Genomic DNA, 26,950 nt, shown 5'->3' on the forward strand with positions numbered 1-26,950 from the left:
GGACCGTGGGGCGTCCGTGGCGGGTGGCGATCGTCGGTGGGGGGATCACCGGGCTGGCCGCCGCCGTCCGGTTGCGGGACCGCGCCCCCGCCGGCACCGAGATCACCGTGTACGAGCAGTCCGGTCGCCTCGGCGGCAAGCTGCACACCGGTGAGCTGGCCGGCGGTCCGGTCGAGTTCGGCGCCGAGTCGTTCCTGATGCGTGACCCGGCCGGCCAGGATTCGGCCGCGGTGGCCCTGGTCCGCCGGCTCGGCCTGGCCGAGGCGATCGTGCACCCGACCGTCGGGCAGGCCGCCCTGGTGGTCGACGGCGGGCTGCGCCCGGTCCCGGGCGGCACGCTGGTCGGCGTACCCGGGGATCTGGACAAGGTGGCGACGGTGGCCCGGCCGGCGGCGGACGCCGACCGCGACGCCGGGCGCCCGCTGCTCGCGCCGGACGAGGACGTGGCGGTCGGCGCGCTGGTCCGCGACCGCCTCGGCGACCAGGTGGTGGACCGGCTGGTCGACCCGATGCTCGGTGGCGTCTACGCCGGCCGCGCCGACGACCTCTCCCTGGTCACCACCATGCCGGCCCTGGCCCGGGCGGCCCGGACGGCGCACACCCTGGTCGACGCGGTCCGCGCCGCGCAGGCCGCTGCGCCCCGCACCGCCGGCGCGCCGGTCTTCGGCACCCTGGCCGGCGGGCTGAGCACCCTGGTGGCGGCGGCGGCGCGGGAGAGCGGCGCGACCATCCGCCGGGACGCCGCGGTCCGCGAGCTGCGCCGCACCCCGGCCGGGTGGCGGCTCACCGTCGGCCCGACCCGCGAGCCCGACGACGGCTCCAGGTCGCGGCGCGGCGGCAGACGCGCCGAGCTGGAGTTGTCGAACGTGGACGTCGACGCGGTGCTGCTCGCCGTGCCGGCCCGCCCGGCCGCCCGGCTGCTCGCCGGTCCCGCGCCCGAGGTGGCCGGCACCGTCGGCGGCCTGGACTACGCCAGCGTGGCGCTGATCACCATGGCCCTGCCCGCGCCGGAGCTGCCGGAGCTCTCCGGCTTCCTGGTGCCGGCCACCGAGGGGCTGCTGATCAAGGCGTCCACCTTCTTCACCACCAAGTGGGGGCACCTGCGCCGCCCCGACGGGCTGGCCCTGGTCCGCGCCTCGGTCGGCCGGTACGGCGACGAGACGTCCCTCCAGCTCACCGACGACGACCTGGTCGCCACCGTGCACCGGGAGCTGTCGAAGGTGCTGGGCAACCCGCTGCCCACCCCGGTCGCCCGGCACGTGCAGCGGTGGGGCGGGGCCCTGCCGCAGTACACCCCCGGCCACCTGGGCCGGGTGGCGGCGGTGCGGGCGGCCCTGCGTGCGGCCCACCCGACGCTGGCCCTGGCCGGGGCCGGTTACGACGGCGTCGGCATCCCGGTCTGCGTCCGCTCCGGCGAGACGGCGGCCGAAGAGATCATCACAGCACTGGGAGGATCGGCAGCATGACCGAGCAGACCAACGCGGCGCGGCTGCGGGAGCTCAACGAGACCATCCGGTACACGATGTGGTCGGTGTACCGGGCCACCAGCCCCCTCCCGTCGCTGCGCGAGAACGTCGTCGACGAGGTCGAGTCGCTCTTCGAGGAGCTGGCCGGCAAGGACGTCACCATCCGGGGCACGTACGACGTGGCCGGCCTGCGCGCCGACGCCGACCTGATGATCTGGTGGCACTCCTCCTCGAGCGACGCGCTGCAGGACGCGTACCTGCGGTTCCGCCGGACCACGCTGGGTCGGGCGCTCACCCCGGTCTGGTCCCAGATGGCGCTGCACCGGCCGGCCGAGTTCAACAAGAGCCACATCCCGGCGTTCCTGGCCGGCGAGGAGGCCCGGGCCTACCTCTGCGTCTACCCGTTCGTCCGGTCGTACGAGTGGTACCTGCTGCCGGATGCCGAGCGGCGCGAGATGCTGGCCGAGCACGGCCGGATGGCCCGCGGCTACCCGGACGTGCGGGCCAACACGGTGGCCTCGTTCGCCCTCGGCGACTACGAGTGGATGCTCGCCTTCGAGGCCGACGAGCTGCACCGGATCGTCGACCTGATGCGCGACCTGCGCGCCGCCCGGGCCCGCCGGCACGTCCGCGAGGAGATCCCCTTCTACACCGGGCGCCGCCGCCCGATCGCCGACATCGTCACCTGCCTGGTCTGAACCTCCCGCGCACGCGGAACGGGCCCCGGAGCTTGCTCCGGGGCCCGTCGCCGTGCGGCGAGATCACCTGATGTAGCCGAACCCGTCGGTGGTGACCCGGGGCCGGCCGCTGGTGCCGACCACCACGATCTTGACCGTGTGCGTCCCGCTGGTGCTCCAGCTCTTCGTCCAGACCGCCTGTCGGTACGCGGTGCTGCTCGCCTTCAAGTCCACCGTGGCCACCTTCACGCCGTCCAGGTAGACGTACACCTGCCCGGAGGTCGACGTCCGGGTGGCGATGAACGACACCGACCGGCCGGTGAAGGACAGCTTCATGGTGGCGCCCTTGGCGGTCGTGGTGAGCGCCTTGCCGCCGAGGTGGGCGCTGTTGTACGTGGTCGACCAGGTGCCGGTGCGGGTGGCCGAGGAGTCGGGGAAGAGCAGCGTGGTACGGCTGTTCGACGCGGTGGCCGCGTTGCCGGCCCAGTCGACCGCCTTCATCGACCAGGTCGTCGCGACGCCCGGCTTCGCCAGCACCGACGCGCTGGTGACGGTCGGCCCGTAGGTGATCGCGTTCGGCGCGGTCAGGTACGTGGCCCGCAGCGCCGCGTTGTCGGCAGCCCGCCAGGAGAGCGTGACCGGCACCGAGGTGCTGTTGACCGTCCCGGTACGCAGGCCGAGCTCGGGCTTGCCGGGGAACGTCGGCGCGGTCGGGTCGCCGACCACCGTCTGGGCGGCGGTGGTCGCGGTGCGCCCGAGCCGGTGCGCGGCCCGGATCTGCAGGGTGTGCGCCCCGGCCGGGACGGTCACCGCGGCCGACCGGGCGGTGCCCGCCGCGGTGGCGACGACGGCCCCGTCCAGCAGGACCTCGAACTTCGCGACCAGCGCACTCGGCGTGCCCACCGACCAGGACACGGTGGACGCGCCCTTGGTGTACCAGGTGGCGTCGGACTTGCCGCCGGTGACTCCGGTGAGCGTCAGCCCGGTGATCGTCGCCGCCTTGAGGCGGATGGCGCCGAGCTGGCCGTAGAGCGCGGTGCCCGGGCACTCCGTGGCGACGGCGTCCCGGTGCCCGGAGACGCGGTTGAACGTCACCGACTGGCCGAGGTGGAACTTGCCCTCCACGCCGGAGACCAGGGTGACGGTGCCGGACGGGTCGTTGCCGTACTGGCCCAGCTTGTACGCCGCGACGTGCGCGATGGCGTCCTGCACCACCGCGGGCACGCCGGAGGTGGTGTAGGTGCCGAGCACGGCGATGGCCGCGGTGTTGGTGTTGAAGCCGTACGTGTGCGCGCCGGTCACCGGCTTGTCGATGCCACCCTTGCGGCCCTCGAAGACCACCCCGCACTTGTCGACGAGGAAGTTGTAGCCGATGTCGCTCCAGCCGTTGCTCTTGACGTGGTAGACCTCGATGCCCCGGACGATCGCCGCCGAGTCGGCGCAGCTGTAGCTGTTGGTGCCGGCCGTGTGGTGGACGAAGAACGCCTTCACCGTCGTCCCGTACGTCGGCGGGTCCGTCACGATCGACTCGTCGGCCAGCCACTGGGCGCGGGTCACCACCTTCGGGGTGGGGACCGGGTTCGGTGCGGCGGTGGGAGAGCTGGTGGCCGGCGCCGGCGCGGTCGTGGTCGGGGCGGGTGCGGTCGTCTCGGCCGGCGCGGTGGTCTCGGTGGGTGCCGGGGCGGTGGTCTCCGTCGGGGCGGTGGTGGTCTCCGCCGGCGCGGGGGCCGTGGTGGTGTCGGTCGGCGCGGGGGCCGGGGTGGTGTCGGTCGGGGCCGGGTCGGTGGGGGTCGGCTCCAGCGCCGCCAACTGGGCGACCGGCTCCAGCCGCGCCGGCGCGCGACCGGCCGCCCCCGCCGTGCGGCGCTTCGACTGGCCCGGATCGACCAGTTCCAGCCGCAGCCCGGCGGGAAGCCGACTGCTGGTGCCTCCGCCGGCGGCCGCGGCACGTACCTCGACACCGTTCGAGGGGCCGACCCAGAGCGGGTCGCTGCCCCCGCGGGCCCCGGCCGCGTCGGCGGCCGACTCCGGCCGGTGGCTGTCCAACTCCAGCGGCTGCCAGTCGGACCAGCCCCCGCCGATCGCCCGGGTGCGAACGGAGATCGTGCCCCGGAAGTCGGCCTTCGGGTCGGTCCAGGTCACCCCGATCATGGCGAACCGGTCGGTGTCCCGGCGCGGGATGGTGGCCTCGCGACCGCCCGTGGCTGGGAAGTCCATCGTGTGCAGGGCGGTGTTGACCGGCCCGTCCCCGGCGCTCCACTCCGCGCCGTCCCCGCCGTGACCGATCGCGACCAGGCCGACGGTGCCGGCCACGGCCGTGGCCACCGAGGCGGCCAGGATGCCGGCCCGCCGGCCGGTCCACCGGATCCCCGTAACTTTCACGCTCTCGTTCCCTCCGCTGTGTCCCACTGAGAGCTGAGCGCGAAGATCCTACGGGGCGTTACCCGGCGGCCGCCGTCCCGGCCCGGCGCATCGGGGTGTGCGGGATGCCGTCCTCGACGTAGCCGGGGCCGCTGACCGTGAAGCCGTGGCCGGCGTAGAAGTCGACCAGGTGGGTCTGCGCCTCCAGCACGCACGGCCGGTCGCCGACCAGGGCCAGGGCCTCGGCCATCAACCGGCCGGCCAGGCCCGCGCCGCGGGCGGCCGGCGCGACCACCACCCGGCCGATCCGGGCCACCCCGTCCGGGTCGGCCAGGATCCGCAGGTACGCCACCACCGCGCCGTCCCGGGTCAGCCACAGGTGCCGGGTGCCGGCCTCCACGTCCCGGCCGTCCAGCTCGGGGTACGGGCAGCTCTGCTCGACGACGAACACGTCGATGCGCAGCCGGAGCAGGTCGTGGAAGGTGCGGGCGCCCAGTTCGGCGAAGGTGGCGACGTGCGACTCGACAGGCATCCCGCAAGGTTAGGTGGCGTCCACCCGACCGCCCGGGGTGGCCCGGCCGGCGGTGGCCCCGGCCGGGCCGGCCTCGGCGTCCGTTCCGGCCGCGGTCATCCGGCGGCGGGCCAGGGTGCCGGCGGCAGCCGCCCCGACCAGCGCGACGACCACGCCGGCAACCGCCCACGGCCCCAGCCCCGCCAGCCACTCGCTCACCGCGCCCTGCACCCGGCCGGCCGCGGCGATCACCGGGTCACCGGCGTCGCCGCCGGCGAACAGCCGGACCTCGTACCAGCCGTACCAGGCCACGTAGCCGCCGGTGAGCACGAGCAGCAGGCCGGCCAGCCGGCCGAGCAGCGGCGCGGCCCGCCGGGTGCGCCGGACCAGCGAGTCCCGGGCCAGCGCCACCGCGAGGGCCGCCGCCCCGACCGCCAGCCCCATGCCGAGGGCGTACGCCACGAAGAGACCCACCCCGGCGGTCGGGCTGCCGGCCCGGAAGCCGGCCACCACCACGGCCAGGAACGGGCCGATCGTGCAGCCGAGCGAGGCGACCGCGTACGCCGCGCCGAAGAGCACCATCGAGCCGAACCGGGCCCGGACCGCCGGACCGGCCGCCGGGCGGGGGCCGAGGGTCGGCAGCTGCCGGCCGGCGAGCAGCCACCCGCCGGCCACCATCAGCGTCGCGCCGATCAGCACCGACACCCACGGCAGGCGGCTCGCGACGGCGTCCGCGAGCGGCCCGGCGAGCAGGCCGAACGTGCCGAAGACCGCGACGAAACCAGCGGTCATCGCGGCGGTCAGGGCCAGCGCGCGGCCGACCGGCGCGAGCGGACCGCGGGCGGCCGTAGGGCCCTCGCCCAGCACCAGCACCGACAGGTACGCGGGCAGCAGCGCGAACCCGCACGGGTTCACCGCGGCGAGCAGGCCGGCGGCGAGGGCGAGACCGTAGGGGGCGTCGGCCATGTCAGGCCAGCTCGGCGACCCGGCGGCGCAGTTCCGCCTGGGACAGCGCCCCGGAGTGCACCACCTTCCCGGTGGAGTCGAGCAGCACGTACCACTCCTGGCTGGTGACCCCGAACCGGCGCCACACCGCGCCCTCGTCGTCGGCCAGGTTGGGGAAGGCCGCAATGCCGGTGTCCGTGGCGAAGCGCCGCATGGCGTCCGCGCCGCTGCCCAGCCCGGCCACGCCGACCAGGTTCACCCGGTCCGCCTGCTCCCGCCGCAGCGCGGCCACGTCGTCGGCGACGCCCCGGCACCGGGTGCACCAGGCCGCCCAGAACCACAGCACGGCCGGCTTGCCGGCGAGGCTGTCGCCGCGGAACGACCCGCCGTCGATGGTGCGGGCGGTGAAGTCCAAGGTGTCCGGGACCGGGGCGCCGGCGCGGGGTGTCCGGGTCGGCGTGGCCGCGGCCGTCCCGGCAGGCGTGGTGGCCGCCGGAGCCGAGGTGGCGGGGGCGGCCTCGTCGGTCGGCCGGTCGGTCCCGGCGCAGCCGGCGAGGGCGAGGACGGCGGTCAGGGTCAGCGGCAGCAGCGTTGATCTGATGGCGGGCATGGCCGGATGCTAACCAGGCCCGGCGCGCTACGACCCTTACCGCTCACTTACCGCTGGCTCGCTGGATCAATGCGCGCCCCAGCCGGTGCCACCTTCGCTACGGCGGGTGATTCCGTTCCCGGGGGCCGTCCCCTGAAGAGCGGTATGACTGTGCGACATAGTTATGTCTCAGAGTCATACCGCTCTCCACCCTTGTGCCGTCCCGACGGCGACACGCCGGAGGTTGGCGCGGGACGCGCGCGGCGCTGCGGGTGGAGCGCCGCCTCCGCCAGGTCGGTCAGCAGGGCGTGGCCGGAGCCGCGGTGGGCTGGCCGCATCCCAGGCCGCATCCCAGGCCGGAGCCGGGGCCTCGCCGCATCAGGCCAGAGCCGCGGCGGCCTCAGGACGGGCGGGCGCCGACCGCGTCGCGGACCTCGGCGCCCTGGGCGCCCTCGACGGCGCGGGCGCAGTGCGCGCAGCAGAAGAAGCGGCCGCTGACCTCGACGCCGTGGCCGACGATCTTGGTCTGGCAGTGCTCGCAGATCGGTGCCATCCGGTGGATGGCGCATTCGAAGCAGTCGAAGGTGTGCGTCGCGCCGCTGGCCGTGCGGACCTCGAACGCTCCCCAGTAGTCGTTACCGCATACCTCGCAGGTAGCCATTACAAATCCCCCCGATATGGACACGTCACCCCAGCGTCGAGCAACCGACACACGAGGGCAACCGAAACGGGCGAACCTGATCCGGCTCGACGGCGAGTCGCCCCCGGCGTGTCGCGCGTTAGGCCCGGTGACCGCCCTCGAACCCCGGAGGACCCCGTGATCAAGCGCAGCAAGCTCTTCGGCAACCAGACCCGGGTCACCTTCTGCCTGCCCCGGGACACCCCGCCCGGCGTCGTGAGCGTGGTCGGCTGCTTCAACGACTGGGAGCCCGGCCGGCACGAGCTGGTGACCCGCCGGGACGGCACCCGGACGGTGACCGTCCGGCTGGCCCCGGGCGAGTACCGGTTCCGCTACCTGGCCTCCGGTGGGGTGTGGCTGGACGACGACAGCGCCGACGCGGTCGACGAGCAGGGCAGCAGACTGCTGCTCTGACCGCCCGGCGCCACCGTCGCCGGTGGCGCCGCACGCGTCGTCAGCCCTGTGCCGGCTCCAGCCGGATCGAGATCGAGTTCACGCAGTGCCGGGTGTCCTTCGGGGTGAAGCCCTCGCCCTCGAAGACGTGCCCCAGGTGGCTGTCGCACCGGGCGCAGCGGATCTCGATACGCCGCATCCCGAGGGTGTTGTCCGGGATCTCCTTCACCGCGCCCGGGATGGCGTCGTCGAAGCTCGGCCAGCCGCAGTGCGAGTCGAACTTGTCCTCGCTGCGGAACAGCTCCGCCCCGCAGGCCCGGCAGTGGTAGACGCCCGGGGTCTTGGTGTCGACGTACTCGCCGGTCCACGGCCGCTCGGTGCCGGCCTCGCGGAGCACCCGGAACTCCTCGGGGCTCAGCCGGACCCGCCACTCTTCCTCGGTACGGGGCAGTTCGTTGTCGGAAAGACTCACCCGTCAACGGTACGCCGAGCGTCGGTGGCATCGCATATGGTCGCCCAATGGCTGGCAGCAAGGCCGCGGCCGAGGAGATCGAGGTCGCCGGGCACACCGTACGGCTCAGCAGCCCGGACCGGGTGATCTTCCCGCAGCGCGGCTTCACCAAGGCGGACGTCTTCCACTACTACCTGTCCGTGGGCGAGGGCATCATGCGGGCCCTGCGGGACCGGCCCACCACCCTGCAACGCTTCCCCGAGGGCATCGAAGGGGAGATGTTCTTCCAGAAGCGGGTGCCGGCCCGAGGCGTACCCCCGTGGATCCGGACCGCGGAGATCGCCTTTCCCAGCGGCCGGAAGGCCGCGGAGCTCTGCCCGGCCGACCTGGCCCACGTGGCCTGGGCGGCGCAGATGGGCACGGTGGTGTTCCACCCGTGGCCGGTGCGCGCCGCCGACGTCGACCGCCCCGACGAGCTGCGGATCGACCTCGACCCGCAGCCCGGCACCGACTTCGCCGACGCGGTCACCGCCGCGGGCGAGCTGCGCGCCGTCCTCGACGAGCTGGGCGCGACCGGCTGGCCGAAGACCTCCGGCGGCCGGGGCGTCCACGTCTACCTGCGCATCCACCCGCGCTGGACGTTCGTCGAGGTGCGCCGGGCCACCATCGCGCTGGCCCGGGAGCTGGAACGCCGCCGCCCCGAGTTGGTCACCACCGCCTGGTGGAAGGAGGAGCGCGGCAGCCGGGTCTTCGTCGACTTCAACCAGATGGCCCGGGACCGGACCATCGCCTGCGCGTACTCGCTGCGGGCCAACGCGCGGGCCACCGTCTCCACCCCGGTCGACTGGGACGAGCTGACCGAGGTGGACCCGGACGACTTCCACCTGGGCAGCGTGCCGGCCCGGTTCGCCGAGCGGGGCGACCCGCACGCCGGCATCGACGACGCCCCGTGGGACATCACCCCGCTGCTGGAGTGGGCCGAGCGGGACGCCGCCGCCGGGCAGGGCGACCTGCCGTACCCGCCGGAATATCCCAAGATGCCCGGCGAGCCGAAGCGGGTGCAGCCCTCCAAGGACCGCGACCGCCCCCGCCCCTGACCGTGCGACGCCGACCGGGATCGGTAACGATCATGTAACGGGCGCGAACCTTTCCCGCCCCCCGGACGGTCTCCCTGGACATCGCCCCACCCGGGGCAGGGGAGGACGTCGGATGAAGCTGGTGTGGAGGCGGGCCGTCGAGGCGCGCGGTCTGCTGCTCGCCGCCGCGGTCGCGGCACTGGTCGCGGTCGCGTTGGTCACCGGGCTCTCCGACTACAACCGTCGGGCCGTCGACGCCGGGGCGCGGGCGGTGCTCGACGCCGCTCCGGCCGAGGAGCGGAGCCTGCTGGTCAGCGGCTCGGGCGGCCGGGACGCCGCCGCGTACGCCGACCGGGACCGGGCGGTCCGGGCCCAGTTCGCCGACGGCCTGGGCGGCGTGCCGGTCTCCGTCGCCGCCGCCCGCTACGGCACCGGACGGGAGCTGACCGGGGACCTGGGGGCGGCCCGGGTCGACGACGACCCGATGTTCGCCACCCTCGCCACCCTGGCCGACCTGCCCACGTACGCGCAGCTCACCGCCGGGTCCTGGCCGACCCCCGGGGCCTCGCCGCTGCAGGTCACCCTCCCCGAGAAGGTCGCCGCGCAGCTCGGGCTGCGTCTCGGGGACCGGGTGCCGCTCTTCGACCGCAGCACCGAGAAGGCCGGTGCGGTGGTGCTCGCCGGCACCTGGCGGCCTCGCGACCCCGGCGCGCCGTACTGGCGGCTCGCCCCGGGCGTCGGCGACGGCCCGGGCGCCGGGACCGTCACCTCGTACGGGCCGTTCGTGCTCGACCCGGCCGACTTCGCGCCGACCTTCCCCGGCTCCACGTCGGCCGCCTGGCTGGTCGCCCCCGACCTGGCCGGGGTCGCGCCGAGCCGGCTCGCCGGGATCACCTCGGCGCTCACCACCGTCACCGAGGAGATCCCCGACGCCACCGGGCTCGGCTCCTCGGCCCAGGCCGTCAGCCACCTGGACCGGCTCGCCGACCGGCTCGGGCGGGCCGACCTGGTCGGCCGGTCCGCGCTGCTCACCCCGCTGCTGCTGATCGTGGTCCTCGGCGGGTACGCGCTGGTGCTGGTCGCCGCGCTGCTCAACGAGGACCGGCGGGCGCAGACGGCGCTGCTGCGCGCCCGGGGTGCCGCCCGGGGACAGCTCGCCGGCCTCGCCGTCCGGGAGGCCACCCTGGTGGTGGCCCCGGCCGTGCTGCTCGCCCCGCCGTTGACCGGCCAGGCCGTACACCGGCTCGGCGCGGACCTGGGCCTGACCGGCGGCGGTCTCGGCCGGGTCTGGACGGTCGCGGTCGCCGCCGCGGTCGGCTGCCTGCTCGCCATGGTGGTGCCGTCGTTGCGCCGGGCCGGCACCTACGTCGCCGACATGGCCGCCCGGTCCCGCCCGACCCGCAGCGCCGCCGTGCAGCGGGCCAGCGTCGACCTGGCACTCGTCGCGCTGGCCGTGCTCGCCTGGACCCAGCTGCGGCAGTACTCCTCGCCGCTGGCCGGGGCCGGCGGGAGCCTCGGCATCGATCCGCTGCTCGCCGCCGCGCCCACCCTCGGCGTGCTGGCCGGCGCGGTCGTCGCGCTGCGGCTGCTTCCCCCGGCGACCCGGCTCGCGGAACGGTTCGTCGACCGGCGCCCGTGGACGGCCACCATGTTCGGCATGTGGCAGGCCGGCCGCCGGCCGCACGCCGGGCCGGTGCTGCTGCTCGCCCTCGCCGTCGGTGGCAGCACCCTCGCCTGGTCCCTGGTGGCCTCCTGGGAACGGTCGCAGCGGGACCAGGCCCGGCACACGGTCGGCGCCGACCTGCGACTGGTCGAGCGGAACGGCGTCGCCCCCGTCGACCGGTTCTCCCGGCTGGCCGCCGTACCCGGGCTGGACCGCGCGCTGCCGGCCTGGCGGGACGACGTTCGGCTCGGCCGCGACGACCGGCCGGCCACCGTGGTGAGCCTCGACGCGGCCGCCGCGACCGGGGTGCTCCGGCTCGCCGACGCGGCCGGCGGGGCCTCGACCGACGCGCTGCTCGACCGGCTGGTCACGGGTCGGCCCGACCCCGCCGGGGTCGTCCTGCCCGACGGCGCGACGACCCTCTCCGGCACCGTGCGCACCCCGGTCCGGTCGGCGTTCGCCCCGCCGCAGGTGGCGGTGTCCGCGCTGCTCACCACCGACGACGGCGGCGCCTGGCGGCTGCCGCTGGCGGTGGGCGAGGGCGACGGCCGGCCGGTGCCCTTCTCGGTGCCGCTGCCCGGCACCGGTGGCGCCCCGCTGCGGCTGGCCGGGTTCGAGGCCGACGGTGGGTCGGCTGTCGGGGTCAGCTACCGCCTGCGGATCGAGGGGCTCCGGCTGACCGACGCCGCCGGTGGCCCGCTGCCCCTGCCGCTCAACGGGAGCTGGCGGCTCAGCGACACCCAGCAGGGGCCACACGGGCTGGCCGCGGTCACCGGGACGACCGTGGACGGCACCCACGACATCAAACTGCCGGACGGCCTGCTCGAATTCGCCCGCCAGCCGATCGCCCGCTTCGCCGTGGCCCCGGTCGGGGACGATCCACCCGTACCGGCCCTGGTCACACCCGGGGTCGCCGCCGCGCTGAACGTGCGCACCGGCGACACGGTCTCGCTCGCCCTGTCCGGCGTCACCCTGCCGGTGAAGGTGGTCGGCCAGGTCGAGGCGGTGCCCGGCACCACCGGCGACGGGGTGCTGCTGGACCTGCCGAGCGCCACCAACCTGCTGATCCGCCAGCAGGGCAACGTCCGCCCGACGGCCGAGTGGTGGCTGCGTACCGACACCGCCGGCCACGCCGCCGCGGCGTCCGCGCTCGCCGACCTGCCCGGCACCACCCTGCTGGACCGCCGCCAGGTGGCGGCGGCGGCCGACCGGGACCCCTACTGGCGGGGCGCCCGCACCGGCCTGCTCGCCGCCGCCCTCGGCGCGGTGCTGCTCGCCCTGGTCGGCCTGGCCGTCGACGTGTGGGCCACCGCCCGGCACCGGCTGACCGAGTTCGCCGTGCTGCACACGCTGGGCGCGAACACCCGGCTGCTGGCCCGGGCCCTCCTCGCCGAGCAGGCGTTCCTGGCCGGCATCGGGGTCGGGGTCGGGTTGCTGGTCGGCGCCGGCGTGGCGGCCACCATGGTGCCGCTGGTGATCCTCACCCCGGCCGCCGGCCGGCCGGTGCCCGAGGCCCTCTTCACCATGGCGTGGACGCCGATCGGGCTGACCGCCGGCGGGCTGCTGCTGGCCGCCCTGGCCTTCGCCGCCGTCATCACCACCGGCCTCCGCCAGCGGGTGGCCGCCGCCCAGCTCCGGATCGGGGGAGAGCGATGAGCGAGCGTCAGCGAGCGACTCATCGGCGCAGCGCCGTGGTTGCTCAGGCCGGCACCGAGCGAAGCGAGGTGGCGGCATGAGCCTGTTCGCGGCGGTCCGGCGGGTCCGGGCGTACGGAGGGCACTTCCTGCTGCTCGCCGTGCTGACGCTGGTCACCGCGTTGCTGATCACGGCGGTGCCCCGGGTCGCCGACCGGCTCACCGGGCAGGGGCTGCGCGAGTACGTGGCCGGCCAGCCGGTGGCCCGCCGCGACCTCACGTACACCACCGAGCCGACGATCGTGCCGCGTACCGCCTCCCGGATCGCCGCCGGGCGGTCCGATGAGCTGGCCACCGTCGAGGCGCGGATGCCGGCGGCCGTGCGGCAGGCCGTCGGGGAGCGCTGGTACCAGGCGCAGACCGCGTTCGCCCGCCTGACCGGCCCGACGCTGACCTCCGACAAGGGACTGATCGACCTCAGCCTGCGGACGGTGTCCGGGCTCCGCCCGGCGGCCACGCTGGTCGAGGGGCGCTGGCCCGAGGCGGGAGTCACCGGGGAGGGCGCGATCGAGGTGGCGCTCGCCGAGACGGTGGCCGGCCCGCTCAAGGTGCGCGCCGGGGACCGGTTCCGCCTGGCCATCCTGGACCGGGACAACCAACCGATGCGGACCCGGACGGTCGAGCTGGTCGGGGTGTTCCGGCCCACCGATCCGGGCGACGGGATCTGGGACGCCCTGCCGACGATGCTGCGGCTCACCCCGCCCGAGGGCGACGGCGATCCGTACCTGGCCGTCGGGTACACCGCCGACGCCGGCTTCGACGCGGCGGCCACCGCCGGCTGGCCGATCACCTTCGCCTGGCGCTACCGGGTGGCCCCGGACCGGCTCAACCCCGGACAGCTCGGCGCGATGATCGACGGGATCGCCGCGCTGGAGCGGACCCGCCCGGCCGGGCTCACCCTCACCCAGGGCGTCGACATTCCGCTGCGGCGGTTCGCCGAGTCGCTCGCCTCGGCCCGTACGTTGCTCGCCGTCATCGCCGCCGGGCTGCTCGCCACCCTCGCCGGGCTGACCCTGCTCGCCGCCCGGCTCGCCGCCCGCCGGCGACGCGCCGAGTACCAACTGCTCCGGGCCCGGGGCGGCTCGACCGGGGCGGTGCTGCGGCGCGGTCTCGCCGAGTCGGCGCTGGTGCTGCCGCTCGCCGCGGGCGCCGGCTGGCTGCTCGGCGGGCGGCTCCCCGGGGCCGGCACCGAGCTGCGCTGGGTGCTGCTCGCCGGGGTGCTGGCCACGCTGGTCCCGCCGGTCACCGCGCTCACCGCCGCCCGGGGCGGCGACGGGCGTGCCGACCTGGTCGGCGCCCGCTCCACCACGATCCGGCTCACCGTCGAGGCGACCGTGCTGGGGGTGGCCGCGCTCGGGGCGTTCCTGCTGCGCCGGCGGGGACTCACCCTCGACGGTTCGGTGGATCCGCTGTTGGTGTCGGTGCCGGTGCTGCTGGCGGTCGCCGCGGCCCTGCTGGCGCTGCGCGCGTATCCGTGGCCGCTGCGGCTGCTCAGCCGGGCCGCCGCCCGGGCCCGGGGCAGCGTCGCGTTCCTCGGCACCGCCCGCGCCGGCCGGGCCGCCGCCACCGGCCCGCTCGTCGTGGTGGTGCTGGCCATCGCCACCGCCGCGTTCTGCGGGGTGGTGGCCGCCGGCATCGAGGCCGGGCGGGACCGGGCCGCGGCCCGCGCCGTCCCCGGCGACGTCCTGGTCCGCGGGGAGCGGTTCGCGCCGGACACCACCGAGGCGCTGGCCGCCCTGCCCGGCGTACGGGCGGTCACCCCGCTGCTGGCCGAGGCCGACCAGCGGCCGTACGCCGACCAGGCCGGCCGGTTCGGCGGGGTCGGCGGCACCCGCGTCCTGCTGGTCGACGGCGCGCGCTTCGCCGAGGTGGCCCGCCGCGCGGGCGTCCAGGTGACCGTCCCCGACCCGGCGCCCGCCACCGGAGCCGGCAGCACGCCGCTGCCGGTGCTGGTCTCCCCGGCGCTCGCCGAGGAGTTCGCCGAGGCGGGGCTGGCCGACCGGGACGGCCGCCGCCCGGCCTGGGTGGACGTGCAGGGCAACCGCCTGCCGGTGCGGACGGCCGCCACGGTGGACGCGTTCCCGCTGGTCGACCAGGGGGTGGAGCGCTTCCTGGTGGCGCCCTGGCCGGCGCTCCCGGCGGACGCCCCGCACCCGCTCGCCCCCACCGGCTTCCTGCTGGCCGGGGAGCGGGTGGACCCGGCGGCGGTGGCCCGGGCCGCCGACGAGGGGCAGCAGCGCTACCAGCGCGCCGGCACGGTCACCGGCGGGGAACGGCCCCGGCAGCCGGAGGTGCTCACCCGGTCGGCGGTCCGCGCCGACCTGGGCGGCAGCGGGGTGAACGGGCTGCTGGTGTTCGGCTTCACCATCGGCGCGGTCGGCGGCGGGCTGCTGGGCCTGCTGGCGCTCGCGTTCGCGGTCCTCGCCGGGGCGCGCGGCCGGGGGCAGGTGCTGTCCCGGCTGCGCACCATGGGGCTGTCCCGCCGGCAGTGGCGGGGGCTGCTGCTGGTCGAGCTGACCCCGCTGGTGCTCGTCTCGGTGCTCACCGGTGCGGTGGTCGGCGCGCTGCTGCCGCTGCTCCTCACCCCGGTGCTCGGCCTGCCCGCGTTCACCGGCGGGGTGGCGGTGCCGGTGCGTTTCGAACCCGGTCTGGTGGCCGGCGTGCTGGGCCTCGCCGTGCTGGCCCTCGGCTTCGCGGTCGCCGTCGAGGCCCTGAACAACCGCCGGATGCGCCTCGGCGAGGTGCTCCGGCTCGGAGAGGAGAGCTGAGATGACAGGGACCGCCTATGGCCATCCGGGCTCGGCCCGTCTGACGCCGCGCCGCGACCCCGGACAGCCAGCGTCCGCCGTGCCGGACCTGGCCGACCTGCAGCAGCGCGCCGCGCAGCGCGCGGCCGAACGGGCCGGCGGCCGCGACCGGTTGCGCGGGCACATCGTCTGCGACGGCCTGGTCCGCATCTTCAAGACCGAGGGGGTGGAGGTGGTCGCGCTCCAGGGCCTCGACCTGGTCATCGACCGGGGCGAGCTGCTGGCGATCGTGGGCGCCTCCGGCTCCGGCAAGTCGACCCTGCTCAACATCCTCTCCGGCCTGGACACCCCGACCGCCGGCATCGCCCGGGTCGCCGACTACGACCTGCTGGCGTTGTCGAACAAGCGGCGGCTGGCGTACCGGCGCCAGGTGGTCGGCTTCGTCTGGCAGCAGACCGGCCGGAACCTGCTGCCGTACCTGACCGCGCTGGAGAACGTGGAGCTGCCCATGAAGCTCGCCGGCGGGCGGTCCCGCCGGGCCCGCCGGGCCCGCGCCCGGGAACTGCTCGACCTGGTCGGCGTCGGCTACTGCGCGGACCGCCGCCCCGGCCAGATGAGCGGCGGCGAGCAGCAGCGTTGCGCGGTGGCAGTGGCGGTGGCCAACGACCCGGAGGTGCTCTTCGCCGACGAGCCGACCGGCGAGCTGGACGAGGCGACCGGGGCCGAGGTCTTCGCCGCGCTGCGGACCATCAACGCCGAGCTGGGCGTCACCATCGTGGTGGTCACCCACGACCACGCGGTGGCGAGCCAGGTCCGCCGGACCGTCGCCATCCGCGACGGCCGGACCTCCTCCGAGGTACGCCGGACCGCGCGGGTCGGCGCCGACGGCAGCACGGAGCTGGTCTCCGAGGAGTACGCGGTGCTCGACCGGACCGGCCGGATGCAGCTGCCGGCGTCCTTCGTGGACGCCCTGTCGCTGCGCGACCGGGTCCGGCTCAACCTGGAACCCGACCACGTCGAGGTGCGGCCCGGTGACCGGGCGCACACCGAGGAGAACGAGCGATGAGCGAGCAGTCGATCCTGGCCCCGGCCCGGGCCGTCACCATCGACGAGGTGGTCCGGGTGGAGGGGGTGAGCCGCACCTTCGGCAAGGGCGAGCACGCGGTGCACGCGGTCCGGGACGTCTCCTTCTCCGCCGGCCGGGGTGAGCTGGTCGCCGTCCGGGGCCGCTCCGGCGCCGGCAAGACCACCCTGCTGAACCTCGTCGGCGGACTGGACCGGCCGGACACCGGCCGGGTCCGGGTGGCCGGGCACGACGTGACCGCGGCGAGCGAGCGGGAGCTGCTGGCGCTGCGCCGGGGGACCGTCGGGTTCGTCTTCCAGACCTTCGGCCTGGTGCCGATCCTGTCGGCGGCGGAGAACGTCGGGGTGCCGCTGCGGCTGGCCAAGGTGCCGGCGGCGGAGCGGGAGCAGCGGGTCGCCGTGCTGCTGGAGCTGGTCGGGCTGGGCGGGCACGCCGCGCAACGCCCGTACGAGCTCTCCGGCGGGCAGCAGCAGCGGGTGGCCGTCGCCCGGGCGCTGGCCAACGAGCCGGCCCTGCTCATCGCCGACGAGCCGACCGGCCAGCTCGACTCGGAAACCGGCCGCTCCATCATGGACCTGCTGCGTGCCGTGGTGCACGCGAAGGGCATGACCGCCCTGGTGGCCACCCACGACCCGGCCCTGATCGAGATGGCCGACCGTACCCTCACCCTGCGCGACGGCCGCCTGGTCAACGACTGACCCGGTGGCGGTGGCGGTAGGAGAGGACCAGGGCGAACAGGAGGGGACCCCAGAGGAGGAGGGGGAGGTAGCAGGCCACCAGGAGGGCGAAGCCGGACGGGGTGAAGCCGAGGTCGTTGCCGCGGACGACGACGCCCCAGGCGGCGTACCCCCAGATCAGGGTGACCGCGACGGCGCCGGCGGTGGCGACGGTGACCGCGAACGGCGGCGGCACCCGCCGGCCGCGCAGCAGCGGCAGCCACCGCGGGAAGACCTCACCCCAGGGGCGGACCAGGCCCAGGGAGAGCAGCGCCAGCGCCTCCGACACCAGGCTCAGCGAGACGATGTAGGCGCTCTCCCCGAAGCCGGGGCGGACGGGAGCGCCGTGCGCCGCCGCGCCGATCGGCACCCCGGCGACCAGGGCGATCCGCCACAGGCCGGAGGGGAGCACGACCAGCGGGATCAGGTGGGCGACGCGGACCGCCCAGGCGGGGGCGGGCCGGTGGACGAGCGGGCCGGACGGTACGGCGGTGACGGGCATGGCGTTCCTCCTCGACTGCCCGTCCAGCCTGGCCCGGTGGCCGGCCCCGGCCGTCCCGCCCGGCGGGGAACCGGCTCCCCGGAGCGGGGGAGCGCGGCGTCAGAGCGTCAGCTTCATCCCCTCGTGGCTGGCCACGAAGCCGAGGTTGCGGTAGAAGCGGTGCGCGTCGGTGCGGGACTTGTCGGTGGTGAGCTGCACCAGCGCGCAGCCCCGCTCCCGGGCCCGGTCGATCGCCCAGGTCATCATCTCCCGGCCCAGCCCCCGCCCGCGCAGGTCCGAGCGGACCCGCACCGACTCGATCAGCGACCGCTCGGCGCCGTGCCGGCCCAACCCGGGGATGTACGTGATCTGCATGCAGCCGACCAGCTCACCCCCGAGGTCCGCGACCACCAGGTGATTGCGCGGGTCGGCGGTGATGTCGGCGAACGCGCGCTCGTACGCCTCGTCCACCTCGGTGAAGTCGCGGGCCTTCCCCAGCACGTCGTCGGCGAGCAGGGCGATGACGGCCGGCAGGTCCGCCCGGACCGCCTCCCGGAAGATCACGTCGGTCATGCCGGCAGCCTGACACAGCGGTGACCGGCGATGTCCGGCGGCGGGGTTGCCCGTACCGGGCAGCATGTCGCCATGGACGTCCTGCTGCTGCCGTTCCGCTGGATCTACCGGGGTCTCGTGTGGTTCGCCAACTCGCCGCGGACCCTCATCGGGTCGTACCTGCTGATGATCGTGGTGGCGGGCATCCTCTACAGCCACGCCGAGCACAAGAGTGCCGCCGACTCGGTCTGGTGGGCGGTGGTGACCGCCTCCACCGTCGGCTACGGCGACATCTCGCCGACCACCTTCGAGGGGCGGTTCCTCGCCGCGCTGCTCATCTCCACCATGGTGCTGCTGGTGATCCCGCTGATCACCGCGCACTTCGCCAGCCGGCTCATCGTCGACGACGACGCCTTCGAACACGACGAGCAGGAGGAGCTGAAGGCCGACGTACGCCGGCTGCGGGCGCTGCTGGAGGAGATGGCGGCCCGGCAGGGCATCGAGGTGCCCGAGCCGGAGCCCCGCCAACCGCTCAACGCGCCGGGCAGCGACGCCCCGCTCTGGCAGCGGTCGGCGCGATCGAGGAGGCGCCGTCGGCCGTGAGGCCGCCGCTCGGCTCAGCGGTGGTCCAGCCAGGTGCGCAGGGCCCACCACCAGTGCAGGGTCTGCCGCACCGTCCACCGTGCCCCGTCCTCCACCGGGGGCCCACCGGTGAGCTCCCGGAGCCGGCGCAGCCGGTACCGCACGGTGTTCGGGTGCACGTGCAGGGCGGCGGCGGCCTGGTCCAGCCGCTGCCCGTGGTCCAGGTAGGCCAGCGCGGTGCAGGCCAGCTCGCGGTGGAACTCCTCGGCCGGGTCGAGGCCGCCCAGCAGGGCGCCCCGGAGCAGCGCGGCCAGGGCCGGCTGGGCGTCCAGCGCGGTCTCCCCGGCCAGGTCGGTGAGCAGGTGCAGGCCGCGGAGCCGGCGGTGGGCCGCGGTCCGCAGCGCGGCCACGCAGAGCGCGTACATCGCCGGCGCCCGGTCCAGCGGCTGCGCGGGCGCGACCACCACCAGCACGTCCGGCGGGGGCGAGGCGTCCGCCGGCAGCCGGGGGAGCAGGCCGGCGAGCCGGTCCTCGACCGGGCCGAGCACGCCCCCGCAGCGGGCGAACCGGCGCGCCACGGCGTGCGCCCGGACCGGGTCGGGGCGCTCCGCGACCAGGCAGTGGTAGCGCCCGTCCGGGCGTAACCCGAACCGGGTCAGCTCCGCCGCCGGCTCGCCCGCCGGCACCCCGAGCAGCAGGCGCCGCAGCAGCCGCGCGCGGTCCGGCCCTTCGGCGGCGGTCAGCTCCCGCTCGGCGGCCCGGTGGCCGTCGACCACGGCACGCTCCACCGCGGCGGCGTACCGGCCGATCGTGACGAGGCCCTCCAGCAGCACGTCGTCCGGTATCCCGGCGGCCCGCCCGTGCCGGACCACCAGCTCCACCGCCCGGTCCCGGCCGGCCTGCACGCCACGCAGCAGCCCGGCGACGGAGATCCCCTGCGCCGCCCGGTCGGCGCCCAGCCGGCGGGCCTCGGCGAACTCCCGCTCGCCCGGGTCCTCCCGGCGTTCCAGCGCGCCCAGGCCGCAGCCGAGCAGGAGGGTCACCTGCCGGCGGACCTCCGCCGGCGGGAGCCGGCCCACCTCGGGCGAGTGCGCGCGGGCGGCGCGGACCACCTCCTCGACGGCCACCGGGTCGGACACCAGGTCGCGCAGCAGCGCTCCGAAGGAGGTGGCGCCTCCGGTCCGGGCCATCGCCTCCCGCCGCCTCCCGTTGTCGCCGCGGCACAACCGGAGCCGGGGGCGTTGGCGCCCGGCCCCTATCCGGGGTGCCCGGCCGGTTGCTCTGCTGATTGTTACCGCAAGGTAACACCGGCTTCCCCACAGAGGAATGTCAATCCCACGACCGCTCCCCAGGAGGCGTTCATGCCGCACCCGTCCCGCCCGCGCCGTACCCTCGCCGTGCTCGCCGCCCTCGCCGTCACCGTCCCGGCGGCCCCGGTGGCGGCCGAGCCCCGGGCCTTCGCCGACGCCGCCGCCCTGCAGGAGGTGATGTTCGTCGGCAACAACTGGGCGGGCACCGCCGACGTGATCCGCTCGCACGGCGACTACGCCCGGCTGGGCCGGATCAACGTCGTCCCGGACCGGGACGAGCGGCTCCACGAGATCTACCTCAACCCGGTCCGGCTCGCCTTCTTCCTCGGCATCCGCCAAGGCCCCGGCGAGGGCCACGACCAGCTCGTCGACGACATGTACACCACGCCGGACGGCACCGCCCTGGTGGTGTCCCGGCCCAGCTTCGCCGACGTCGTCTCCCTCGACCTGGCCACCGGCCGGATCCGCTGGCGCTTCCCGGTGTCCGGCTACCGCTCCGACCACATGGCCGTGTCACCGGACGGCACCCGGGTCGCCGTCTCCGCCTCGACCTCGAACACCGTGCACGTGCTGGACATCCGCACCGGCCAGCAGCTCGGCTCCTTCCCCACCGGGGACAAGCCGCACGAGAACATCTTCACCGACGGCGGCCGGTACCTGTGGAACATGTCCATCGGCGAGGTGAACACCGACCTCGACGCCCCCTGGCTCGACTGGACCAAGGGAGACCGGCGGATCACCGTCGCCGACACCAGCACCTTCCAGGTCGTCAAGGTGATCGACATGCGGCCCCGGCTGGACGCGGCCGGCCGCCGGGACCTCTCCGACGCCGTCCGCCCGGCCGTGTTCACCCCGGACGGGCGCACCCTCTACTTCCAGGTCTCCTTCTTCAACGGGCTGGCCGAGTACGACGTGGCCGCCGACCGGATCACCCGGGTCACCACCCTGCCGAAGAACCCCGCCACCAGCGAGGACCGCACCACCTGGGTGAACGACTCGCGTCACCACGGCCTGTCGGTCAGCCCCGACGGCAGCCGGCTCTGCGTCGCCGGCACCATGGACGACTACGCCACCGTCGTCGACCGGGCGACCCTGCGGGAGGGCACCCTGGTGCCGGCCAGCAAGCCGTACTGGGCCACCGTCAGCGGGGACGGCCGGGACTGCGTGATCTCCGAGGCCGGCGCCGACCGGGTCACCGCGATCAACTTCGCCACCGGGCAGAAGGTGGTCAGCGTCCCGGTCGGCGACCACCCCCAGCGGGTCCGCATCGGGCACCTGCCGGCCGACTGGACGCCGCCGCCGGCCGGCTGAGCGGCCCGCACACCGTCACCGGGCGGGGCAGCGCAGCCCCTCCCGGGGGACGGTGAGCGAGATCAGGTACGCGTCGACGGCGGCCGTGACGCAGGTGGTCTGCGGATAGGCGGTGTGCCCCTCGCCCTCCCAGGTCAGCACCCGGCCGACGCCCAGCATCGAGGCGAGCGCGCCGGTCTGCTCGTACGGCGTCGCCGGGTCGCCGGTGGTGCCGACCACCAGGATCGGCGGCGCGCCGGCCGCCTTGCCGGTGGGGTACGGGTCCCGACCGCCGGGCCACTGCACGCAACCGAGCATCCCGACCGCGAGGGCCGGACCGAACAGCGGGTACTTGTCGCGCCACTGCGACTGGAGCTGGCGGATCTGCGCGATCGACGGCTTCTCCGTCTCGTCCGCGCAGTTCACCGCCATGTTGGCGTCGAACAGGTTCGAGTAGTGCCCGTCCTCCTCGCGGCCCGCGTAGGCGTCGGCGAGCTTGAACACCCCGGTCGGGTCGCCGCCCTGCAACGAGTCGATCGCCCGGGCCAGCTCCTGCCAGCCCGCCTCCGTGTAGAGGGAGGAGATGACCGCGTAGAACACCCACCCCGCGGTGGCCTCCCGGCCGTCCCTGCCCCGGACGGGGGAGACCCTCGCCTTGTCGATGGCGGAGGTGACCGCGCCCCGGGCGTCCGGCGCGATCGGGCAGCGGCCGGCGTTCGCCCCGCACCAGCGGGCGAAGTTGTCGAACGCCCGCTCGAAGCCCTTCGCCTGGCTCTCCGACCCGGCGATCAGCTTCTGCCGCGGGTCCACCGCGCCGTCGAGCACCAGCGCCCGGACCTGGTTCGGGTAGAGCTGGGCGTACACCGCGCCGAGCAGGGTGCCGTACGAGTAGCCGAGGTAGGTCAGCTTGTCGTCGCCGACCGCCGCGCGTACCGCGTCCATGTCCCGGGCCGCCTGCTCGGTGCCGTAGAGCGGGAGCTGGTCGCCGTACTTGTCGCCGCACCGCTGCCCGACCTGCTTGTTCAGGTCGGCGAAGCCGTCGAACGACGCCTGGCTCCGCGGATCCGGGTCGTAGCCGAAGCTGGCGTCCAGGTCGGCGTCGGAGATGCACTTCACCGGGCTGGACCGGGCCACCCCCCGCGGGTCGAAGCCGACGATGTCGAAGCGGTCGGTCACCGCGGCCGGCAGCCCGCCGAACCCGGAGCCGAACGAGAGGTAGACCGCGGTGTCCACGCCGGAGGCGCCGGGACCGCCGGGGTTGACCAGGAGCGAGCCGATCCGGTCGTGCTGCGTCTCCGACCGGATCCGGATCAGCGCGATCTCGAAGGTCTCCCCGGTGCCGGGCCCGGCGGTCGCGCCGGTCGCCGCGCCGTTGCCCCAGTTCCGGGGTACGGCGATCCGGGCGCATTCGTAACGCATGCCCTGCGCGCCGCGGCCGACCAGCTCGTCGGGGACCTCCGGGCAGGCGCGCCAGGTCGGCGCGGTGCCCGGGGGAGCGGCCTCGCCCTGGCCCTCGGTCCGCGGGGCGATCACCGGCAGGGTGCAGCCGGCGGTGAGCACCATCGCCGCGGCGAACCCGGCCAGGGCGGGCCGGGCCCGACGGATCCGGTCGGAGAAGCGGGTCACCTGGGAGCCTTCCATGATCGTGTCGACGGCCAGGCTACGCCCGGCCGGCTCCGCCGCCGACGGTCGCCGCCGGGTCCCCGCGCAGCACCTGGTCCACGTCGTAGCGGATCGGGCGCTCCAGCTGGTCGTACGTGCAGGAGCGCGGATCACGGTCGGGGCGCCAGCGGACGAACTGGGCGGTGTGCCGCAGCCGGTCGCCCTCCATCGCGTCGTAGCCGACCTCGACCACCAGTTCGGGGCGCAGCGGCTCCCACTCGAGGTTCTTCGTGCCGGTCCACCGGCTCACCCCACCGGGGATGCGCTGCCCGCGTTCGTGGTCGCCGTGCACCCAGGGGTGGTCGCCGGCGATGTCCCGGTACGGCGCCAACTCGTCCAGCAGCTCCTTGCGCCGGGCCGCGGTGAACGAGGAGCTGACCCCGATGTGGTGCAGCACCCCGGCGTCGTCGTAGAGGCCGAGCAGGAGCGAGCCGACCACCGGGCCGGACTTGTGCCAGCGGAAGCCGGCCACCACCGCGTCGGCGGTGCGGGCGTGCTTGACCTTGAACATCAGCCGCTTGCCCGGCTCGTACGGCAGGTCGGCCGGCTTGACGATGAGGCCGTCCAGCCCGGCGCCCTCGAAGACCTCGAACCAGCGCCGGGCGGTCTCCGGGTCGGTGGTGACCTGGGTGACGTGCACCGGCGGGCGGACCTTGGCCAGCGCCTTCTCCAGCGCGGCCCGGCGCTCCGGGTAGGGCCGGTCGGTGAGCAGCTCGTCGTCGAGGGCGAGCAGGTCGAAGGCGACGAAGTCGGCCGGGGTGGTCTCGGCGAGCAGCTTCACCCGCGAGGCGGCCGGGTGGATCCGCTGGGCGAGCAGCTCGAAGTCGAGCCGGGGCTGGCCACCCGGGCCGTCGCGGCGGATCACGATCAGCTCGCCGTCGACCGCGCATCGCGGCGGCAGCTGGCGGAGCGCCTGCTCGACCACCTCCGGGAAGTAGCGGGTCATCGTCTTGCCGCCGCGGCTGGCGAGCTCGACCTCGTCGCCGTCGCGGAAGATGATGCAGCGGAAGCCGTCCCACTTCGGCTCGTACGTCATGCCGGGCGTGGTGGGCAGTTGGGGCACGCTCTTGGCCAGCATCGGCTCGACCGGCGGATTGATCGGCAGGTCCACGGCGACCAGTCAATCAGACGCCACCGACAGTCGTGAGGCAGATCACCGGCGGTGCCGGGTGGCGTGTCCCCGCCCCGACCCGTTCGTCCCGCCCGCCCGGATGGTGAAACCGCAGGTCAGCGCTACCGTTCGCGGCGTGCCGGAGTGGATCTGCGAGTGTTGCGGACGCTGGCGGGTCAGCGTCGAGCTGATCCGAGGGCGGTACCGCTACCGGCTGGTGCACCGGTACCGCGCCGAGCTCGGCGGCGGCGCCAACGTCATCGGCGAGGTCGCCTCGGTAGCGGAGCTGGAGGAGCTGCTCCGCCGGTACGCCCCGGTCGGCCTGGCCGACCTCCACCAGGCCGCCTGACCCGGGACCGTGCCCGGCCGGCTGAACCCGGGACGCGCCCGGCGGCTGACTCCGGATCGCGCCCGACCGGCGGAGAGCGGATCAGACCCCTCGCTGACCGCCGCCCGCCGGCTGGATCCCGACCCGCTCGCCTGGCTGGTCGGGCAGGGGTAGCCAAGCTCCCCTTGGGCCTTCCTCACCCTGCGTGACGCCCATCCGCAAGACTCCACTTCAGAGCGATGTGTCTCTGCGGCATAAATATGCCTCAGAGACATATCGCTCTCCGGAGATGTGCCGAGCCGCCGGCCGCCGGCGTGGTGGACGGGCCGCCGACCGCGCGATGAACGCCGGCAGCGGGTGCCAGACCGCCGGGAGGCCGGACCCCCAGGCGGTCAGACGGTCGGTCCGGCCGGTGGGTCGAGCGTCTTCTCCAGCACCGCGAGGGGGTTCCCGTTCTCGTCCGGCCGGTGCGCCACCACCCGGTAGCCGCGGCGGGCGTACAGCCGCAGGTTCTCCGCGCTGTCCGCCCCGGTGAACAGCGCGAACCGGGCCACCCGACCGGCGCAGGCCGCCTCGATCGCGGTGAGCAGCCGCCCGCCGACGCCCCGGCCCTGCTGGTCGGGGGCGACGGAGAGCCGCCCGACGTGCGCGGTGTCGTCCGCGATCCAGGCACGCACCGAGCCGATCAGCCGCGACCCGAGCCGGGCGGCCAGCACGGTCGTCGGGCCGGCGAGGGCGGCCCGGATCTCGTCCAGGGTCTCGGTCAGCGGTGGCAGGAACGGGTCGGCGTAGCGTTGCGCCTCCACCAGGTACGCGGCGCGCTGCACGGTGAGGATCTCGCCGGCGTCCGCGACACCGGCGGGGGCGATGGTCACCTGATCGGTCACCCGGAAAGCCCACCACAGCCCGCCGGGCCCAGGCCGCGCGGCCCACCCGCCCGCCGTACGCTGGCGGGATCCCGCGCGAGGAGGCGGCCCGTGCCCGAGTTGACGTACCCCGAGGTGGGGGCGACCCGCGACGGACGCCTGCCGGCCGGCTACGACCACCTGCGCCACCGGGTCCGGCTGCCGGACGGCTGCTTCACCGTCGCGGCGGACGCGGTGCTCGGCTGGCGGCTGCACCGGGCGGCGGGGGTGGTGATGCGTACCGACGCGCCGCGCGCCGAGGCGGGCGTGCGGGTCACCCCGGGTCTCGGGGTCGGTCCGCTGCGGATCTGGGGGCCCACCGAGGTGGTCTGGACGGTGGCGGAGCCGGACCGCGCCGGCTTCGGCTACGGCACGCTGCCCGGGCACCCGGAGATCGGCGAGGAGGCGTTCCTGGTGCTCCGCGAGGGGGACGCCGTCGTGTTCGAGGTCACCGCCTTCAGCCGCCCGGCCCGCCGGTGGATCCGCGCGGTCGCGCCGGCCGCCCGGGCCGTGCAGCACGCGTACGCCTGGTGGCTGGGACGGACCCTGCGCCGGCTCTGTGCCGGTCAGTAGGCGGCGAAGGAGCGGATGCTCGCCCGGGGCCCGTACCGGGGCGCCTGGATCCCGGCGGCCTCCAGCAGCAGGCAGACCCGGCCCCGGTGGCCGCGGAACGGCTCCAGCAGCGCCAGCATCCGGGCGTCGTCGCCGCGCGGCTCCCCGGCGAGCGCCCAGGCCACCGTGTTGGGGATGTGGTAGTCGCCGACGCTGACCGCGTCCGGGTCCCCGTACGCGATCCGGACCACCTCGGCGGCGGTCCACGGCCCGATGCCGGGGATCGCGGTGAGCCGGCGGGTGGCCTCCGCGGCGTCGGCGCAGCGTTCCAGCCGGTCCGCGACGGCGGCCGCGCGGCGCAGCGTGTCGGCCCGGCGCTGCTCCACGCCGAACGGGTGGAAGACCCAGTACGGGGTTGCCGCCACGGCCGCCGCCTCCGGCGGCAGCAGCAGCGGTTGCAGCGGCCCGGGTGCCGGCTCCCGGAAGTGCCGGACCGTCGCCGCGTACGCCCGGTACGCCTCCTTGCCGGTCACCTTCTGCTCGAAGACGGCCCGCAGCACCCGGGGGAAGACCAGCCCGGTGGCCGGCATCCGCAGCCCGTGGTGCTCCCGGGCCAGCCGGGCGACCAGGGGGTGCGCCGCCGCCAGCTCGGCGAAGCCGGTGAGGTCGTCGCGCAGCCCGGCCACCGCGTCGGCCCGGTCGACCGCCCAGTCCGCGCCGGGGCCGTACCCCTCGGCGACCAGCTCGCCCGCCTCGGGCCGCAGCGCGAGCGTGGCCGGTCCGGCCGGGGTGCGGGTGGCCCACCAGAAGGTGCCGGCGGCGACCCGGGCGCACGGATCGTACGGGCTGAAGGTGAGCCCGCGGACCGACGCGGCCAGCCGGTAGCCGGCCGGCGGGCGCAGCGTCCGGCGGGCGGCGGGGGAGGTCACCCCGCCACTCTGCCACGACGGCCCCTCGACCCGGCATCGGCATGGCCGTGCCGCTGCGGGGCCGGTCGGGCAGAGAATCGCGGGGGGCGGCCGGGGGGGGGGGGCCCCCGCCCCCCCCCCCCCGGCCGCCGGGGCGGCCCCCCCCCGCCGGAGACGCCGGGGCGGGCCGCCCCCCCACCCCGCCGCCCCCACCCCC

At 75.7% G+C, this 26,950-nt stretch carries 25 protein-coding genes; 12 read left to right on the top strand and 13 right to left on the bottom strand.

Annotated features, from left to right (window positions below):
* Positions 1–5 precede the first annotated feature (5 nt).
* Positions 6–1,466: a protoporphyrinogen oxidase gene (hemG, locus tag ACGFI9_RS13980; protein WP_393178341.1), complete on the top strand. Its 1,461-nt coding sequence runs from the start codon at positions 6–8 to the stop codon at positions 1,464–1,466.
* The gene (gene hemQ, locus ACGFI9_RS13985; protein WP_393178342.1) at positions 1,463–2,164 is read left to right on the top strand and encodes a hydrogen peroxide-dependent heme synthase; all 702 of its coding nucleotides are present in this window, start codon (positions 1,463–1,465) and stop codon (positions 2,162–2,164) included. Before hemG ends, hemQ begins: the two co-directional genes overlap by 4 nt.
* Before the next feature lie 63 nt (positions 2,165–2,227).
* Here the strand turns inward: hemQ and ACGFI9_RS13990 are convergent, their stop codons facing one another.
* The 5 genes from ACGFI9_RS13990 to ACGFI9_RS14010 form a co-directional block, all read right to left on the bottom strand.
* Positions 2,228–4,525: a peptidoglycan recognition protein gene (locus tag ACGFI9_RS13990; protein ID WP_393178343.1), complete on the bottom strand. Its 2,298-nt coding sequence runs from the start codon at positions 4,523–4,525 to the stop codon at positions 2,228–2,230.
* A gap of 58 nt (positions 4,526–4,583) precedes the next feature.
* Positions 4,584–5,036, bottom strand: coding sequence for a GNAT family N-acetyltransferase (locus ACGFI9_RS13995; protein WP_393178344.1), 453 nt, complete (start codon positions 5,034–5,036; stop codon positions 4,584–4,586).
* A 9-nt stretch (positions 5,037–5,045) separates the two neighbouring features.
* Positions 5,046–5,981, bottom strand: coding sequence for a cytochrome c biogenesis CcdA family protein (locus ACGFI9_RS14000; protein ID WP_393178345.1), 936 nt, complete (start codon positions 5,979–5,981; stop codon positions 5,046–5,048).
* Between the two features lies 1 nt (position 5,982).
* The gene (locus tag ACGFI9_RS14005) at positions 5,983–6,570 is read right to left on the bottom strand and encodes a redoxin domain-containing protein (protein WP_393178346.1); all 588 of its coding nucleotides are present in this window, start codon (positions 6,568–6,570) and stop codon (positions 5,983–5,985) included.
* Positions 6,571–6,949: 379 nt separating this feature from the next.
* Positions 6,950–7,210 carry a Prokaryotic metallothionein gene (locus tag ACGFI9_RS14010; RefSeq protein ID WP_393178347.1) on the bottom strand — a complete coding sequence of 87 codons (261 nt, stop codon included), beginning with the start codon at positions 7,208–7,210 and terminating at the stop codon, positions 6,950–6,952.
* 156 nt (positions 7,211–7,366) lie between these two features.
* Between ACGFI9_RS14010 and ACGFI9_RS14015 the strand changes: the two genes are divergently transcribed.
* On the top strand, positions 7,367–7,642 hold the full coding sequence (locus ACGFI9_RS14015) for an isoamylase early set domain-containing protein (RefSeq protein ID WP_393178348.1): 276 nt from the start codon (positions 7,367–7,369) through the stop codon (positions 7,640–7,642).
* A 40-nt stretch (positions 7,643–7,682) separates the two neighbouring features.
* Here ACGFI9_RS14015 and msrB read toward each other — a convergent pair whose 3' ends face one another.
* Positions 7,683–8,093: a peptide-methionine (R)-S-oxide reductase MsrB gene (gene msrB / locus ACGFI9_RS14020; RefSeq protein ID WP_393178349.1), complete on the bottom strand. Its 411-nt coding sequence runs from the start codon at positions 8,091–8,093 to the stop codon at positions 7,683–7,685.
* Positions 8,094–8,140: 47 nt separating this feature from the next.
* Between msrB and ligD the strand changes: the two genes are divergently transcribed.
* The 5 genes from ligD to ACGFI9_RS14045 all read left to right on the top strand — a co-directional run bounded on the left by ligD (position 8,141) and on the right by ACGFI9_RS14045 (position 17,034).
* Entirely contained in the window at positions 8,141–9,169 is a 1,029-nt protein-coding gene (gene ligD / locus ACGFI9_RS14025; protein ID WP_393178350.1) for a non-homologous end-joining DNA ligase, read from the top strand.
* 112 nt (positions 9,170–9,281) lie between these two features.
* A complete protein-coding gene (locus tag ACGFI9_RS14030) occupies positions 9,282–12,467 on the top strand; it encodes an FtsX-like permease family protein (protein WP_393178351.1) in 3,186 nt (1,061 codons plus the stop codon).
* 76 nt (positions 12,468–12,543) lie between these two features.
* On the top strand, positions 12,544–15,273 hold the full coding sequence (locus ACGFI9_RS14035; RefSeq protein WP_393178352.1) for an FtsX-like permease family protein: 2,730 nt from the start codon (positions 12,544–12,546) through the stop codon (positions 15,271–15,273).
* A gap of 1 nt (position 15,274) precedes the next feature.
* The gene (locus tag ACGFI9_RS14040) at positions 15,275–16,318 is read left to right on the top strand and encodes an ABC transporter ATP-binding protein (protein ID WP_393178353.1); all 1,044 of its coding nucleotides are present in this window, start codon (positions 15,275–15,277) and stop codon (positions 16,316–16,318) included.
* Positions 16,315–17,034 (top strand): ABC transporter ATP-binding protein, encoded by a 720-nt coding sequence (locus tag ACGFI9_RS14045; protein WP_393178354.1) that lies wholly within the window; start codon positions 16,315–16,317, stop codon positions 17,032–17,034. The genes ACGFI9_RS14040 and ACGFI9_RS14045 overlap by 4 nt, the downstream gene beginning before the upstream one ends.
* Here the strand turns inward: ACGFI9_RS14045 and ACGFI9_RS14050 are convergent.
* Together ACGFI9_RS14050 and ACGFI9_RS14055 are read right to left on the bottom strand one after the other, a co-directional pair.
* Complete coding sequence (locus ACGFI9_RS14050) at positions 17,024–17,554, bottom strand: hypothetical protein (protein WP_393178355.1); 531 nt, start codon at positions 17,552–17,554, stop codon at positions 17,024–17,026. The genes ACGFI9_RS14045 and ACGFI9_RS14050 overlap by 11 nt on opposite strands.
* Positions 17,555–17,653: 99 nt before the next feature.
* A complete protein-coding gene (locus ACGFI9_RS14055) occupies positions 17,654–18,106 on the bottom strand; it encodes a GNAT family N-acetyltransferase (protein WP_393178356.1) in 453 nt (150 codons plus the stop codon).
* 72 nt (positions 18,107–18,178) lie between these two features.
* Here ACGFI9_RS14055 and ACGFI9_RS14060 point away from each other — a divergent pair, with 72 nt between their 5' ends.
* The gene (locus ACGFI9_RS14060; RefSeq protein ID WP_393178357.1) at positions 18,179–18,688 is read left to right on the top strand and encodes a potassium channel family protein; all 510 of its coding nucleotides are present in this window, start codon (positions 18,179–18,181) and stop codon (positions 18,686–18,688) included.
* Positions 18,689–18,702: 14 nt separating this feature from the next.
* Here the strand turns inward: ACGFI9_RS14060 and ACGFI9_RS14065 are convergent, their stop codons facing one another.
* A complete protein-coding gene (locus ACGFI9_RS14065) occupies positions 18,703–19,857 on the bottom strand; it encodes a helix-turn-helix domain-containing protein (RefSeq protein WP_393178358.1) in 1,155 nt (384 codons plus the stop codon).
* A gap of 171 nt (positions 19,858–20,028) precedes the next feature.
* On the opposite strand from ACGFI9_RS14065, the gene ACGFI9_RS14070 reads away from it, so the two are divergent.
* Complete coding sequence (locus tag ACGFI9_RS14070; RefSeq protein ID WP_393178359.1) at positions 20,029–21,288, top strand: YncE family protein; 1,260 nt, start codon at positions 20,029–20,031, stop codon at positions 21,286–21,288.
* A gap of 15 nt (positions 21,289–21,303) precedes the next feature.
* On the opposite strand, the gene ACGFI9_RS14075 is transcribed toward ACGFI9_RS14070, so the two are convergent.
* A complete protein-coding gene (locus ACGFI9_RS14075) occupies positions 21,304–22,830 on the bottom strand; it encodes an alpha/beta hydrolase (protein WP_393178476.1) in 1,527 nt (508 codons plus the stop codon).
* A gap of 97 nt (positions 22,831–22,927) precedes the next feature.
* The gene (locus ACGFI9_RS14080; protein ID WP_393178360.1) at positions 22,928–24,040 is read right to left on the bottom strand and encodes an ATP-dependent DNA ligase; all 1,113 of its coding nucleotides are present in this window, start codon (positions 24,038–24,040) and stop codon (positions 22,928–22,930) included.
* Between the two features lie 136 nt (positions 24,041–24,176).
* Between ACGFI9_RS14080 and ACGFI9_RS14085 the strand changes: the two genes are divergently transcribed.
* Positions 24,177–24,389: a hypothetical protein gene (locus tag ACGFI9_RS14085; RefSeq protein ID WP_393178361.1), complete on the top strand. Its 213-nt coding sequence runs from the start codon at positions 24,177–24,179 to the stop codon at positions 24,387–24,389.
* A gap of 371 nt (positions 24,390–24,760) precedes the next feature.
* Here the strand turns inward: ACGFI9_RS14085 and ACGFI9_RS14090 are convergent, their stop codons facing one another.
* On the bottom strand, positions 24,761–25,255 hold the full coding sequence (locus tag ACGFI9_RS14090) for a GNAT family N-acetyltransferase (RefSeq protein WP_393178362.1): 495 nt from the start codon (positions 25,253–25,255) through the stop codon (positions 24,761–24,763).
* A gap of 90 nt (positions 25,256–25,345) precedes the next feature.
* Between ACGFI9_RS14090 and ACGFI9_RS14095 the strand changes: the two genes are divergently transcribed.
* A complete protein-coding gene (locus ACGFI9_RS14095) occupies positions 25,346–25,846 on the top strand; it encodes a DUF1990 family protein (protein WP_393178363.1) in 501 nt (166 codons plus the stop codon).
* Here ACGFI9_RS14095 and ACGFI9_RS14100 read toward each other — a convergent pair.
* On the bottom strand, positions 25,840–26,754 hold the full coding sequence (locus ACGFI9_RS14100; protein ID WP_393178364.1) for a DNA-3-methyladenine glycosylase family protein: 915 nt from the start codon (positions 26,752–26,754) through the stop codon (positions 25,840–25,842). The two genes, ACGFI9_RS14095 and ACGFI9_RS14100, sit on opposite strands and share 7 nt — an antisense overlap.
* Positions 26,755–26,950: the final 196 nt, after the last annotated feature.

Origin of the sequence: Micromonospora sp. NPDC048930 (genome assembly GCF_043197935.1) — a bacterium.
Taxonomy (GTDB): Bacteria; Actinomycetota; Actinomycetes; order Mycobacteriales; family Micromonosporaceae; genus Micromonospora.